At 44.3% G+C, this 14,507-nt stretch carries 11 protein-coding genes; all 11 read right to left on the reverse strand.

All coding sequences use genetic code 11. The features are described from left to right. Nucleotides 1–99 precede the first annotated feature (99 nt). A complete protein-coding gene (locus tag AC6R16_RS00405) occupies nucleotides 100–1,524 on the reverse strand; it encodes a GumC family protein (protein ID WP_500673184.1) in 1,425 nt (474 codons plus the stop codon). Beyond that, a complete protein-coding gene (locus tag AC6R16_RS00410) occupies nucleotides 1,521–2,636 on the reverse strand; it encodes a glycosyltransferase (RefSeq protein WP_500673185.1) in 1,116 nt (371 codons plus the stop codon). Before AC6R16_RS00410 ends, AC6R16_RS00405 begins: the two co-directional genes overlap by 4 nt. Next, a complete protein-coding gene (locus tag AC6R16_RS00415) occupies nucleotides 2,629–3,375 on the reverse strand; it encodes an acyltransferase (protein ID WP_500673186.1) in 747 nt (248 codons plus the stop codon). Before AC6R16_RS00415 ends, AC6R16_RS00410 begins: the two co-directional genes overlap by 8 nt. 90 nt (nucleotides 3,376–3,465) lie before the next feature. Continuing rightward, nucleotides 3,466–4,812 (reverse strand): O-antigen ligase family protein, encoded by a 1,347-nt coding sequence (locus AC6R16_RS00420; protein ID WP_500673212.1) that lies wholly within the window; start codon nucleotides 4,810–4,812, stop codon nucleotides 3,466–3,468. 47 nt (nucleotides 4,813–4,859) lie between these two features. Then, complete coding sequence (locus AC6R16_RS00425; protein WP_500673187.1) at nucleotides 4,860–6,287, reverse strand: lipopolysaccharide biosynthesis protein; 1,428 nt, start codon at nucleotides 6,285–6,287, stop codon at nucleotides 4,860–4,862. A gap of 42 nt (nucleotides 6,288–6,329) precedes the next feature. Then, nucleotides 6,330–7,511, reverse strand: a complete 1,182-nt coding sequence (locus AC6R16_RS00430; RefSeq protein WP_500673188.1) for a glycosyltransferase family 4 protein — start codon at nucleotides 7,509–7,511, stop codon at nucleotides 6,330–6,332. Further along, nucleotides 7,504–8,721, reverse strand: a complete 1,218-nt coding sequence (locus AC6R16_RS00435; protein WP_500673189.1) for a glycosyltransferase family 4 protein — start codon at nucleotides 8,719–8,721, stop codon at nucleotides 7,504–7,506. The genes AC6R16_RS00430 and AC6R16_RS00435 overlap by 8 nt, the downstream gene beginning before the upstream one ends. 155 nt (nucleotides 8,722–8,876) lie before the next feature. Further along, nucleotides 8,877–9,896, reverse strand: coding sequence for a glycosyltransferase family 4 protein (locus tag AC6R16_RS00440; protein ID WP_500673190.1), 1,020 nt, complete (start codon nucleotides 9,894–9,896; stop codon nucleotides 8,877–8,879). Then, the gene (locus tag AC6R16_RS00445; protein ID WP_500673191.1) at nucleotides 9,877–11,352 is read right to left on the reverse strand and encodes a sigma-54-dependent transcriptional regulator; all 1,476 of its coding nucleotides are present in this window, start codon (nucleotides 11,350–11,352) and stop codon (nucleotides 9,877–9,879) included. Before AC6R16_RS00445 ends, AC6R16_RS00440 begins: the two co-directional genes overlap by 20 nt. A 22-nt stretch (nucleotides 11,353–11,374) precedes the next feature. After that, nucleotides 11,375–13,687 (reverse strand): ATP-binding protein, encoded by a 2,313-nt coding sequence (locus tag AC6R16_RS00450; RefSeq protein WP_500673192.1) that lies wholly within the window; start codon nucleotides 13,685–13,687, stop codon nucleotides 11,375–11,377. 12 nt (nucleotides 13,688–13,699) lie between these two features. Continuing rightward, complete coding sequence (locus AC6R16_RS00455; RefSeq protein ID WP_500673193.1) at nucleotides 13,700–14,500, reverse strand: phosphate/phosphite/phosphonate ABC transporter substrate-binding protein; 801 nt, start codon at nucleotides 14,498–14,500, stop codon at nucleotides 13,700–13,702. Between the last annotated feature and the right edge of the window lie 7 nt (nucleotides 14,501–14,507).

Consider the following 14,507-nt stretch of genomic DNA (forward strand, 5'->3'; position numbering starts at 1 on the left):
AGTTCTTATATTTCAGTGTGTTATATGTTTTTTTGGGTAAGTTCTCAACCTGATAATCAAATTGAAAATCTTTATGATTGATAAGGCTTAATCTTAGGGTCAACGGATTCGAGGTATATGAGTAATCACAGGCGCATTTGTGATCGCCTCAATCTCTTCCTTACGTCTAATCGATGAGTCAAACAACTCTATAAGGATTGCAACACCTGCACCCAGCCCGATGCCAGCAACTAACCCAGCGATGACAAAAATAATCGCAGGAAGGTTAGCAGGTCGACTCGGAGTATAAGGAAGGTCGATAATTTTGACTCGTTTGTTTTGCTCGAATACACCTAACGATCCGGTTAACTGCGCCATCTCGTAACGTTGAATCAATTCATCGTAGAGCTGACGTTTAATTTCCGCATTTCTCACTAGGCGGTGCATGGTTTTCGCGTTGTCACCAAAGCTATTGGCTTCCTGTTCTAATCGGGCGATCATTTCTTTGAGACTTTTAGTCTCTTCAGTCAATGATTCATAGCGGCCACGGACTAATTGCAAACTTTGGAGTTGGGTTACCAGTAAGGGCTGCACTTCACCAAGATCTTTGAGCTTGTTGCTACTAGCGATGTCCCATAGCTGATCACTACTGATGTTCGGTTGTTCCATTTGTAGCAAGATGGAACGCTCATTCTCTAAGCGTCGTAACTCGCGTTCTTTACCTTGAACGGCACTATGGCTTTCGGTGTATTTCGCTTTAAGAAGCGTCAGCTCGCTGCGAATCTCGATGATCTGGTCTTCAATTTTACCTACTACTGGGTTTGTTTTAGACAGTTGCTGATCAAGCGAGCCTAAACTTCGTTCAACACCGGCGAGTTCGGCTTTTTTCTCCGCGTAGCTTTGTTTCAATGAAGCGAGTCTGCCTAGCGCTTGGCTTTGCATTTCTGGCGTGACGGAAGCATAGCGATTTTTGAAGTCTGCTAGCTCATTCTCGGCGACATCTAGCTCTTCTCTACGCTTTTCAATATGGATAGCAAGGAATTCAGAGGAGTCTTGAATCGAAGAGCGTTCGGGAGCAAGAAGCTGTTCTATAAAGTGCTCGCTGATTGACTCTAGCAGTTCTTTCATCCCTGCAGGATTAGGGGCTGTTAACGAAATCTTTAGAAAATCTTTACCGGGTTGAGTAACAGTAAGACTGCTTGAGAGTTTACTTATGATGTAATCACGTTCAGCAGGAGCCATCGAATCATCTATCAAACCATGTTCTTTCGCGACAGCAGTTAATACATGACGACTTTTAAGCAAGGTACTGAGTGCATTGAGCCTCTCCTTCAACATCGTTGATACGGCAATGTCTTCAAGAAAAGGATTCATTTTCGCTGTTTCCTGTATCAACATAGAAGTATGCGACACGTAATTCGTTGGTGCGACTTTTCCAATAAAGTAGCCAATAAAAGGGAGGATAAGTATTGGTATTACAATTACGTAGCGTTGTCGCCATGCTGAGTTGAGTATGACGATGAACCTGATTTTTAGCTCATTCATAATGACTCCAACATACTATTAAGCTTAACTGTACGAGCATCCCAGCTTTCCGATTCAAGAGAGTACTGCTCACCAATGCTTGAATCTAAATCTAGGCCATTTAAGGCGTCAGTAAACTGCTGAGCGTTAGTCACTACGTTGACCTGCTCTCTATATGGAGAAAGTGCAGGGAAAGGCGTCGCAATGACTTTGCTACCAGCGGCTAGGTACTCAAGCAGTTTTAACGGGCTACATGATGCGATTTGTCCATTAGATCTAAATGGCAATAGGCTAACATCCCAATGTTGGCTGTAACCTGGCAGTTCACTATGAGGTTTAGGGCCAAGGTAGTGAACATTCGGCAATTTTGGCAAAGGATTAGACGGCAGTTCCAATGGACCGATAAACACGAACTGCCAAGTTGGATTGGCTAAGCACACCTGCTCAATAAGTTCATAATCTAACCAGTTAGACAAACTGCCATAGAAACCAGCGATTCTATTTTTTGCTGAAGGTAAGTCGATGGCACGACTCACTGGAGTGCTGAACAGATGCGTATCGACTCCATGAGGTAGATAATGTGTTTTCGACTGAGGAAATTTAGTCAGTAGTTTTGCACTCGCCGCGAGAATTAAATCTGCATGTTCGACAAGTTTGCTTTCGTGTGTTGCCACTACGTCGTGGTCAACACCTGCAAGAGATGAAAAATCATCGCCACAATAATAAACAATGGCAGATTCACCCAGTGTTCCACACAGATCAGCAGTCGTCGGAAGTGAACTCCATAAGATGGGCTTGTTTAAGCCAAGATTTTTAATCACGGGTTTCAACTGAGAGCAGATCATCGTTTTCGCTATTTGACGCGCAAACCAAGAACGAGGTGCTGGAATCGTTTTTAGGTTTACGACACTGATATTCGACGGTTGTTCGTTATGGCGACTAAAGCCCCCTTTACTTCTACCTAACAGCTTGTTCGCTGCTCGCTTGAAATCGTGCATCGTTAACTTAGGCTGACGCAGGCCAATCGAATTTACCCACAGTACTTTACGCTGCTTAGCCAAACGAGTTACTAGGTGTTGAGTACTTGATGGCAAACCGCCAAAGTCTTCCCCGAAAACAATAAGATCACGCATGACGGTTTTCCTCATTACTAGTTGAAGAGTCAGCAAGTGAACGAATTACTCTTGCTGGATTGCCCGCTGCTACCACATAGGGAGGGAGATCTTTGGTAACGACGCTTCCGGTGCCAACGATAGTGCCTTCACCAATAGTGACATTTGGGCAAACCGTCACGTTTGTACCAAGCCATACGTCGTTTTCGAGGATGATATCGCCGACATCGCAATCTAGATCTCCAAAACCTTTTGCCCGCATAGCCGCATCTAAAGAGTGACCCGAATAGCCGAAGAGAAAAGCTCGACCAGCGATGCGAACATTGTCACCAATCACGATTTTATGGCCAATTGCGAATGTGCTTTGCCATCCAATATCAACGTTGCTACCAACAATGAGCTGAGGATTGTCAGATTGAGGTCGAGCACTAAAAGTAGTTTGTCCTGAAATACGACAATCATCGCCTAAGGAGATAGTTAAAGGACCTGAAACAAAAGGCACACCACCAAACAGGTAAAGTCCTCTACCGTATTTTGATAGTCGCCCTTTAAAGGCGGGAGTGTGTACTGAAACGCGCAGAAGGTTTCCCCATACAGAGCTAAATGCAGAGTAGAGCAGACCAACGAACTTGTTAAACAGATTGGGCGTTGGAATATCGCATGCGCGAATTGCTTTCAAAATGAGAAACAATTTGCGATATGCAGGATTCTCATTGTGTTGTAGCCAAACTTTGAAGTGGTTTAATTGCTGAGCCAACATGATTGCGTCCCTTACATTTGAATTATGCAGAGACTATTTCACGTAACGTGCCAAAATATAAATTAATTAAAAACAATGAGATAAGTTTGGTTATTCTTTCGTCTTGTTAAGATTCTCAAATTGAGAACGTTTTTGAGTAATTCGAGAGATGGCAATACATAGCGCAGCAAGTATGTAAATTGGCCAGGTAAAGCCTTGAGTAAGGAAGGTACCAGAGACAACAGTACCTATTACGCCAGCATAGACGGCAAGCGCCGTGGCAGTCAGATACGGAGAGACAGAGTTCTTTAACTCAGCCAGAATTGAAAGTGTTTGCCTACTGGTTTTAATCAATGAAATGATGATACCGATAAAGACGATCAGGCCAAGGAAGCCCATCTCTGCCAGAACACCAAACCAAGTACTGTGTACAGCGTGGTTGAGCCCGTCCCAGTGAGAGCTGTAGTAGTAATAATTTGAGTAGAAGTTATTAAGACCAACACCGCTGAAGGGATTATCTAACGCCATCTTGAATGCTGCTTCCCACGCATACAGACGACCCATTGCGGACGCATCGATACCTTCTTCTGCAGCACCACCTGATTGTCGATCTGAAATACCAGCGACCGCAAATAAAACCGCTAAACCCATGACTCCGATGAAAATGAGTAGTGATTTTGAGCGGATGAGTCGCAGACCGAAAATACCAAATACGGCGACTGAGCCTAATAGCCCGCCACGACTTTGAGTCGCGATGACAGCAGCCATTGCGAGAACAAGCCCTACGATTCCTAGAATGCGTGAAAAGCCAATTTCTTTAGTCGTTGCGAAGCTAATGGCGAACGCGAGAGGGAACATCAACACGAGCGATAAATCATTTGGGTCACCAAGAACAGAACCAAGTTGGCGACCTATCGTAACCCGAGTGCCTTCCACCAATCCGATGCCTGCTGACGAATTATATAAAGCAACGACGGCGATGAGCCCGCCAGCCAATATAATCAGCGTCGCTATTTTTCGAACGGCGTCTTCCGTATTAACTAACCAGGCGATTGCCAGTGTCATGACAATGATTTTCCAGTAGATATTCTTAAAGTAGGTAATGGCTATACCGGGATTTGATGAGAGTACAACGCCAATAACCACTAGCCCCCAAAACAGGGCTAACCACGTCATACTTGGGTGCCAGAATGTTTGTAATTGTCGGCTTACCAATGTATGCCACATGAGCGCAGAAAGAGCGCCTAATGAGAGCAATAGTGGGATCTTGAGCGAGTAGAGAGCTGGAATAGCTTCATGAATGCGAAAGAAAGAAAACAAAACGAATAAGCTAACTAGCCAAAATGTTTGATTGAGTACAAACAGAGCACCTAAGGGAACAAAACATAATACCAACACAATCGCAGGGTGAGGCACCACGTACCATAGCATTGCTAATCCAAAGCTAAGCAATGTCATGAACAAGATTGGCGCAGCTCTGTTAGCACTAGCTTGGTTCACACTGTTCATAGTGACTTACCAAGGTAGTTATTGACGGTATGAGTTAAGCTCTTCAAAGAAACCCCCGAGATCAATTTAAAGCGAATTGCAAAAGCAACGACACCTAAGGGTTGAAGAAGCAACATTAATGCCGAAACTTCTATATTTTGGTGGTAACGGCTGGTTAAAAGAAACAGTGCAGTCAGCGTCAGAAGGGCAAAAATGTTGCTCGACGGATAAGCTAGGTAGTGCGCTTGTTGACTAAACCAAATGGTGAGAGCGAAACGGCAAAGCTGCCCAGCAATCAGTCCGCAAAGTATTGCCTCTATACCTGACTCTATGGAAGCAAAGCAAACGATGAAGGCTAAAACTGTTGATGTAACGTTGATATATAACAGTTGAGTGGTATTTTTCTTGTACAGAATACCGAAGTTCGTTAGCTCAACGAGCTCCTTGAAAAGCATCATAGTAATGGTCATACCTACCAAAGCGACCGCGGGTTGGTAGGATTCGGGTAGGGCGATTGTAATAAAAATCTGGCTTAACCAAGCGACAGTAACCGAAATGATGCTCAGCAATACCACGCCTTGCGTCGTGACATTGGCAACGTAACCGGCGCCTTTGTTGTCCATTGCCTCAAATCTTTTTGGCATCCACCACATATGGAAAGGTTGAATTAGGATACCGACAGCCAACGCAAACTTAGCTGCGATAGCATACATACCCAAAGTTTCTAAGTTTGTTGCTCCTGCAATCAGCCATCTCTCTGCGCCACTCAATCCGAAAGCAACAACCCCAGATAGCATTAACGGTGCCGAGTATCGAATGTATCGTTTCATGCGCTCTTTGTTAGGCAGCATAAGCGGGAAGTTGATATAGATATGAAGAAACAGAAACTGTACGAATGTGCAAATGACGTTAAGCGCGAATATCACCGTCACATCAGGCTTATGTAATAACGCAATGATAAGTAATGACACTTGGGCAATAACAGTGCTGACACAAATCTTAAAAAACAACCCTGCCTGATTGTGCAGCCTCAACCACGCTAGACTTATCGCTAAAGGAGCTTCATAGCAGAGGACCAGCACCATAAATAAGACTTGTTCATGAGTGATCGAATCCGTTTTGAAAGGCATTAAGTAGTAACCTATGAGCAACAAAGCGCTAAGAGACATAGAGAGAAGAAGTGTTGCGCTGTACAGTTGAGATGCCTTTCTCTTTCTAACGACTTTACTACTGACTGTGCCGATAAAGCGATAAAGGTTTTCATGCATGGCGAGACCGACGATGAGGCTGAAAAACACGGTCGTGACCCCTAGTAGCTCTAAGTGACCGATTTGAGATGGCGATAAATAGTGTGCCATCAAAGGCAATGTGAACAGGGATACACCTTTAATTAAGAACAAGCTGACGGCGTATAGGCTAATGCTTTTAATATGTTCTGTGTTCATAGCGAATCTCCAATCAGTTATCCATTTGTCGGTCAAAAGACCCTAGTCACAAGCACGAATCATTGATGTGACAATGTCACCGTTTATATGCTGCGCAAATCTCTGATAGCGGTATTCAGCTTTGTATTGTTCAGCGACGACTAGTGCGTTTGTGCAGCAACGTTCAAATGCTTGGCTATCGTTCGTTGCGTAAAGCAAAGCATCACACAATGAATCAGCGTTGTTTGATTGATACTTGATGCAGTTTTCATTGTGCGTCAATTGCTGATCCCAGAAGGATCCGTCTTGTGGGAGCACTACGCACATACCGGCGGCTAATGCTTCGAGGATTGAAAGACCGAAGGGCTCGTTACAGCTAGTAGAGACAAAGATGTTGGACTGGCTTCTGATTTCATCAAGATTGTCAGGGTCTTCGTACCATTCTGTGTGTTTTAGTAACACTGGCGCTGTAGACACAGGCAGGCAGGTGTCTACAGGACGAATAAAGCAAACGTTGAGCGCGATAGGTTTACAGCGTGCAGCATGTTTGGAGGCTTCTATAAGCGTATCGAGACCTTTCCACTTTAATAGCGAAGCGGCCCAGAAGCAGATAGGAACACTCTTCTGACATTCTGTGGGCCAACGCTGCGCAGGAATGCCATTGACAAATGACTGATAGCTTGAGGATTTTAAATAGCTTTCCGCCAAGGCCGAGGTATCTTCAATCTTGGTTGCGTGTTGAAGATAGGCTTCAAGAGCAACCTTTAGACTTTTGCGCGTAGATGGCAAATAGAAAACCGCATCTGCTTTTGTTAGGCAGTAACCAATAGAGCGTGAAAGCCCAACATTACCGTGAATAAATTGGGTGACTTCAACGTCTAAGAAGGCTTTAAGTAAGTACATTGGCATGTCGACTCCAGGGCCAGAAGCGCCGACTATTTTGGCGATACCTCGCTCCATCACCAAGGTTTTGAGCATAATGAGCAAAAGGTAGAGTTGGTTTAACCAATAGAAGGCACCGTTATGCTTTTTCATTAGCCAAGAAAACGCGGAAACCTTGCGTAATGTGACATTGTGTTTGGCATAGAACTCTGTCGCTTTCCAGAACTCTGGATCGACGGTCAGCACAATAAATTCATTGCTGGCGATTCGGCAAACATTAAGCGCGTCACTGGTCGCAATCTTAGAACCACCTTTAAACGTGATGGGGTCAAAAACCAAAATTTTATTCTTGTCGTTAGCCATGCTGACCTCCCAGGTCAACAGACCCTAAAAATCGATTCGCTACGTAAGTCTTAATTGGTGAAAAAGTACTGAAGATAGACCGCTCTGAAACAAATGGCTGTTCAAGTAAGTCACGATAAACATTGACGATTTTTCGACAACTGACGGAGAGATCATGGTGCTCCGTGATATGCTCGTAGCCCGCTAGCCCAAGCTTGCTGCAAAGCTGCGGATTGTTGACCAGAATACGCATAGATTTAGCGATAGGGCCAATACCATGGTTTGGGTAGAGAACGCCGGTCTTACCATGTGAGATAAATTCAGGGATTCCTCCTTCGAAGGGAGCGATAACAGGGATTTTAGCTAGGGTTGCTTCTGCTACAGCAAGACCAAAAGCTTCGCTACGAGCCCCACTTATGAATGCATCACAGCCTTTTAGCCATCCAACGACATTAGTTTGCTCTCCAACAAAATGAATCCGATCTGAAAGGTGCAGATACTCTGCTTGATGCTGGAGCTTATCCATCATCGAACCATCACCAATGACAACAAGGCTTACGTTTGGATATTCGAATACTACATGGCGCATTGCCGTCATGATTCGATCGACGCCTTTGCGATGGATTAAGGAGCCGACCGTAGCGAAAATGAAATCTTGCGCTGGAATGTTAAGCTCTTGGCGCACGTCGACTTCTTCTTGCGCGATAAGCGCTGCGGTATCAATACCGTTATGTATCACTGATACCTTATTGGTTGGGTATCCATCGCGCACAATGGATTGCGCGACGTAGCGGCTTACCGTAATAATGTGCGGAGAAAGGTGTAGCCCAAGCGTAAGCCGATCTCTTGCAGGGTAAGGGCAGTGGAGTTGGGTCACTAAAGGCACTTTTTGTAGGCGAGCAGCGGGCAACATCCATTGACAAGGCGCCCCGCTGTTGACATGAACAAGATCTATTCGCTCTCGTTCGATCAACTCACGTCCATAGTCAATCAGTCCGAGCCAGCTTGAAACATTGTACTTAGGCGCTTTCCAACCGAGCAACAATGGAAAACGGTTTAGCTCGTTAGGAACATTAAACAGTTCTAGTTGCTTAGAAAGCTCTCGGCTATTAGTCCAAACAAATGCGTCGTAACTGCGATTACGCATGTACTTAATTAGATCAAGCAGACATTTCTCACTGCCTCGAATCCAATCGTCACCATAATGCACAAACAGTATCTTCTTTTTCACGGTAGACCCCTTGCGTACTCAAAAAACGGATTAATAGTTGTATTGAGTTAGCTAACGCAAATGGAGTGCCAATTATTGATTGTTGTTAACTTTTTGTTTTATATGGTTTTTATGGTATTTATGAATAGAGGAAAGATTATTTCTCAATTTGACAATCAGATTGAATACAGCTCGATTATCTGAGGAATGACTGCTGATTGAGAGTAGCTCCGCTCTACAGTATTGACTGCCTGTTGTTTTAATTGGGCTGTTTGTTTTTCATCTTGGGAAAGGAAAGTGGTTAAAGCCAAGTTTAGCTCGTCCATATCATTGGCTAGATAACCGTTTGTTTGATGATGGATCAGGCTAGGCATGTTGCCAACCTTGAGAGAAAAAACAGGTATGCCGCGTGCCATGGCCTCCAAAGCCGTCATTGGCAAGCCTTCATATCGAGAGCAAATGACCAAAACACCAACATTGGACCAAATGGCATTCATGTTGTTCTGGTGGCCGTGAAAACGAACATTATCGGTAGCAAGTTGTTTGAGTTCATCTTCGAGAACGCCTGAACCATAGATATCGAACTTGAGTTGGTTATTCGAGTTAGCTAGCTCGATAAATCTGTCTGGTCCTTTTTCGTGGCTGAGTCGACCGACGAAGGCGATCTGCTTTCCCTTAGAATGCTGAGTTTTCCTTGTATCAATGAAGTTATTAAAACAAACCGTTCTAGAAACAAGTTTTTCAGCAATTTTGTCACTAACAGCAATCGAGTGATTTGAAACAAACGAAGTGAAGCGGTCAATAAAGTCATACAACCATACCTTGCCCGAAGGAGTCTCGCCCGCATGGTAGGTTGAAATCTGTCTTACACCCGTTAACAAACGAATCAGCTTAGTTGTAATACTCGCCTTGTATCCATGAGCGTGTAAAAGGGCAGGTCTATGCATCCGAACGAGATGAAGCAGTGTTTTGAAATAGCTATTGCCATCACCGTCTAGATGCTTAGTAGGAATTTGGTAGGTTTCAAGCTTTTCTTCAAGTAGTTGCCTTTGAGGGTATGTGCAAAGAAATAGTACCGTCACTGGAACTTGAAACTGCTTGAGCCCTTTAGCAAGCTCAAGCACATGACTTTCAATACCACCAAAAGTTAAGCTATCAATAACCAGCCAAACTTCATCAGACGAGTTGTTGCTCATCTTCTGCTTCCCAAGCTTGTTTCTTGCGATAAACTGTTGAAGGGCTTAACTCCAATAACACTGCGGCGTTGAGAACGTTACCATCACAATAGTCAATGGCTTGCTGAATGGCTTCTCGTTCGATCTGCCACATTGGTCTAATCATGACCGGTTTATCTGTTTGAGCATTCGATGATATTGGCTGCTCAATATGCTTAGTTTCTAGCGCTTGTTCGTTATCTGAATGAGCAGGCGGGACTGCTACTGGCGCAGGTTGTTGCGGGGTAAGACTAGGTTTCGATTTACGGCTCGTCGTGACTTGCTCAGGTAAATGCTCTAGACGTAGATGGCTGTCGTCATTGAGCACCACAATGTTACGTACAATGTTTTGCAATTGGCGCACATTACCCGGCCATGCATAACGCTTCAGCGTTGATTCCGCATCGCGATGAATAGCGTTGAACTTTTTCCCATCTTCTTTGGCATAAAGTTTAAGGAAGTGGGTTGCTAAAGTAAGGATGTCATTGCCGCGCTCCCTAAGAGGTGGCATATCAAGTGGAACGACGTGGACACGATAATAGAGATCTTCCCTAAATCGTCCTTCTTCAACTTCAACCAAAGGATCTCGGTTAGTCGCACAGATAATGCGGACGTCGACCTTCATTTCTTTGTTTGCGCCGAGTGGAGTGAAGGTGCCAGTTTGGAGGAATCTTAACAGTTTCTTCTGCATCTCTAATTCCATCTCACAAAGCTCATCTAAGAACAGCGTTCCGCCATTTGCCATCGATGCCGCGCCTTTTCTGTCAGCCGTCGCGCCAGTAAATGCACCTTTGACATGACCAAATATTTCACTCTCCATCAGATCTTTTGGAATAGCGCCACAGTTGATGGCGACAAACGGCTTATCTTTGCGTTTACTTTCATTGTGAATCGCTTCAGCACAGACTTCTTTACCGGTTCCGCTTTCGCCAACAATGAACACGCTGGCTGTTGTCGGCGCGACCGAGTCAATGATCTTATAGACACCCTGCATAGGTAAGCTTGAGCCAATAAAACCGTGGAAGCGATTGCGATCAAACTTGTTCTCAATATCTTCCACAAGGTGTTCGAGCTTAGCTTGTTGCAGGTGTAGCGCGATGGAGGTTTTCAAACGGTCGGCATTGATCGGCTTTTCAAGAAAGTCTTTCGCGCCTTTTTGAACAAGGTTAACCGCAAGATCGACAGAGCCATGTGCAGTTGCGATAACAACTGATGTTGGTACTTGATTGTCATTGATCCAATCAAGTATCTGTTCGCCATCCATGTCCGGCAATTTGAGATCGAGAATCACCAGTTGCGGCACGTTTCTTTCTATAAAGGCGATGGCTTCTCTCCCTGTCTCTACGTGAAACAAGTCATAAGGCTCATCTTTTACATACTGCTTGTACAAAATCGCCAGCGAAGTCGAGTCTTCAATAAGTAACACTTTTGGTTTCATTACGATGTCCTATCTTAAGCCATTATAGTTGTGTCGGTTCGCTGAACCCTTGTTGTTTGCGCTCTTCGAGTGCTTGCAATGACTGTTGGGCGAGATGTTCCAGCTCTTGCTTAAAGGAGAATGCTTGTTCTTGCTGACCATCCAAACACATGTGTTCGATTTTTCTCGCGAGATTAGACAATGTGCGATTCCCCAGAGCGAGTGAAGAACTGCCCAATGTGTGCGCTTCAAACTCTAACGTCTCTTTGTCTTTGTCATCCATGGCCTGATAAATTTTCGTCAGGCGCTGCTCAGATTCTTCAACGTAGTGATCGATCAGGAGAGGGATAACTTCTGCGCTCGTATCTTCGATCATTTGCTGTAAAATTTGCTCGTCTACCAGTTCCAAACCCGCCGTTTCCTTACGTTGATTGCTTAAGCTCTGTTGTGTCTTTTTATATGTATTATGTTGCTCATTCAATCGTGATTGTTCTATTTTTTGAGCTTCATCTTCAACACTATCGTTATTTAAGAATAGATTAATTTTTTCAATTAGTTGTGACAACCTAAGAGGTTTTGACAAGTAATCGTCCATACCCGAAGCGAGAAACTTTTCTTTGTCACCCGCGAGGGAATGAGCCGTCAGTGCAATAATAGGTAAGTTAGCGGTATGCTTGTCTTCAAGATGGCGAATGGCTTGGCAAGCTTCCATACCGTCCATTTCTGGCATAGAAATGTCCATAAATATCAGGTCATATTGATACTCTTGCACCATTGATACGGCGTGTTTACCATTTTCAGCAATATCGATTGAGAGACCAACGCGTTTAAACATTTCGCGGATGACGAGTTGGTTTGCTTTGTTGTCTTCAGCGACAAGAATACGGGCATCTGGGCGGAGTAACTCTTGACGTTTTGGCGTTGTAGTCGGCGAAGTAATTAAGTCATCGGCGATCGCTAGCGTAATATCAAAAGTAAACGTGCTTCCGATACCCGGCTCACTTTCTACGCTGACTTCGCCATCCATCAGGTTACACAAACGTCGGCAAATCGCTAGGCCAAGACCAGAGCCTTCTTTACTGCGAGAGTATGTTTGATCAACCATAGTAAATTCATCGAACAGATACTCGATAGCACTTTTGCTGATCCCTATGCCAGTGTCCTGAATCTGGCAGACGATTTTCGCTTTGTTTTGTGTAACAGCCTCAGAGCGGACTTTAATTGTGACGCTGCCTTCATGGGTAAACTTGATTGCGTTGCCAATTAAATTAAGCAGGATTTGCTTCACTCGATTTTTGTCACCACTCACCTTACTCGGAACCGTCCCTTCAATATAACAATGGAGTATTAAGTTTTGGTTTGATGCGGTGGGAGAGAAAGAATCGACGACACTTTCAACACAGTGGCGGAAATCGAATGGTTTGTCTTCCAAAATCAGTGTATTGGACTCCATCCGCGTAAAATCAAGAATGTCATTGATGACGGATAACAAGAAATGACCTGATTCGGTTGCGGTGTTGACTAGTTTTTTCTGCTCATCGGTGAGTTTTGTCTCTTCCAGTATATTTAAAATCCCAAGTACACCATTCATCGGTGTACGTATCTCGTGGGACATTGAGGCTAAGAAGCGACTTTTAGAATCATTGGCTTGTTCTGCGCCTTCTCTTGCTTCGGTAAGGACTTGATAGTCTCTTTCTAGTTTGGCTGACATTTCATCGAAGGCTTTGGTCACTTCACCAAGTTCATCTTTTGAATGCTCATTAAGTTGGAATCCGGGGCCATGCTGACCGACTGTGTTTGCGGCTGCGGTTAAACGAGAAAGGTTGCGCGTAAGATAGGTACCAAGAATAAATGAAAAGATAGCGACCAACACCACTTCAATGGTTGCAATACTAATGATGGCTTTTTGCGCCTCATCGAGCATGGTTTTAATCGCGTTCGTTTCAAAACCAATATCTACGTAGCCGAAAACTGTACCATTGCTTTCAATAGGAGTACGCAGATCGAAAATACCGTCATCCACATCGTTTAAAGAGCTGTCACTAAGCATTGATCGTTGAAGAAGCTGCTTATCACCAGCGCACGCCATCTCTTGACCCTTACGTAGCACCCGAACATAAGCCACATCCTCTAAAGTCATAAACTCTTGAACAAGATCTTCGAGTGTAGCGATATCCGTTGATAACACCGCATCTTTAGCCGCATGGGTAAACATAACAGCGCTTGAGTTAGCACGTTGTAGGAGCTGTTTCTCATTTGAATCAGAGAGAAAGCTCATCGCACTCAACACCAGAATAACGAGCACAGTGATCTCAATAACGGCAATACCCAATATTGTCTTCGAACGCAATGTCATAACTGCCTCCAGTTACTCAAGTATTTGAATATTAAGTGCTCTTACATCATCCCAATCTGAATCGCTGGCTACCTCAAATCCCTTAATGTTTAGAGATTTGAGCTGCTGTTTACCTTGGGGGGTATTTTGCAGTTCAACTAACGCGGCCTGAATGGCGTTTGCTTGGTCAATCGTCAGCCTTGGATGGTAAGCGATAGCATGTGGGGTATAAGGCTTAGTGATCCAGATTGGTTCCAACTGCGACTTAACGACGTCTGGCAATGTGTTGAATGTCCGTATCACGCCGCCACCTGCAGGATAGAAACCTTTCGCGACTGAGAGGTAGACGGAGTCGTGCGAAGAGACATAGTCCGATTCGAATTCAACATCGGCACTTTTTAAGTCACTTTGAGTTAGGACAGTAGCCGCAAAAGCTGCAGGAGAGGGAAAAGCCAGAGTTTGACCTTGTAATTCTTCAAGCGATTGATAGTCATTTGATTTTCTCGCGACAATGATTCCTTTTATCTGCTTGTCTTTGGCTTTTGCTATCGCTCTATACCCACTGACTTGGCTAAAAACGGTGTAGTGATAAGGATTCATGTAAGCCAAATCATATTCACCTTCAGACAAACGCTTCTCAAACTCTGGAATATTTGGCGCTGTACTGAAAGTAATTTCGTAACCAGTTTGCTCTTTGAGAGTGTCTACTAATGGTCCCCATTGCTTGGCAAGCCTACTTGCTGATTGCTGAGGGACAACACCAAATGTGAGTGTATCAGCTAAGGTAGCCGTTGATAGCAAGAGGGTAGATAGAGCAAGTATCGTTGTTCTCATAGAAACT

The sequence above is a fragment of the Vibrio sp. R10-SG3-ISO10 genome (assembly GCF_059834185.1).

Coding starts and splice junctions, on each gene's coding strand:
- AC6R16_RS00405 (WP_500673184.1), bottom strand. CDS start 1,524: ATGAATGAGCTAAAAATCAGGTTCATCGTCATACTCAACTCAGCATGG.
- AC6R16_RS00410 (WP_500673185.1), bottom strand. CDS start 2,636: ATGCGTGATCTTATTGTTTTCGGGGAAGACTTTGGCGGTTTGCCATCA.
- AC6R16_RS00415 (WP_500673186.1), bottom strand. CDS start 3,375: ATGTTGGCTCAGCAATTAAACCACTTCAAAGTTTGGCTACAACACAAT.
- AC6R16_RS00420 (WP_500673212.1), bottom strand. CDS start 4,812: ATGACATTGCTTAGCTTTGGATTAGCAATGCTATGGTACGTGGTGCCT.
- AC6R16_RS00425 (WP_500673187.1), bottom strand. CDS start 6,287: ATGAACACAGAACATATTAAAAGCATTAGCCTATACGCCGTCAGCTTG.
- AC6R16_RS00430 (WP_500673188.1), bottom strand. CDS start 7,511: ATGGCTAACGACAAGAATAAAATTTTGGTTTTTGACCCCATCACGTTT.
- AC6R16_RS00440 (WP_500673190.1), bottom strand. CDS start 9,896: ATGAGCAACAACTCGTCTGATGAAGTTTGGCTGGTTATTGATAGCTTA.
- AC6R16_RS00445 (WP_500673191.1), bottom strand. CDS start 11,352: ATGAAACCAAAAGTGTTACTTATTGAAGACTCGACTTCGCTGGCGATT.
- AC6R16_RS00450 (WP_500673192.1), bottom strand. CDS start 13,687: ATGACATTGCGTTCGAAGACAATATTGGGTATTGCCGTTATTGAGATC.
- AC6R16_RS00455 (WP_500673193.1), bottom strand. CDS start 14,500: ATGAGAACAACGATACTTGCTCTATCTACCCTCTTGCTATCAACGGCT.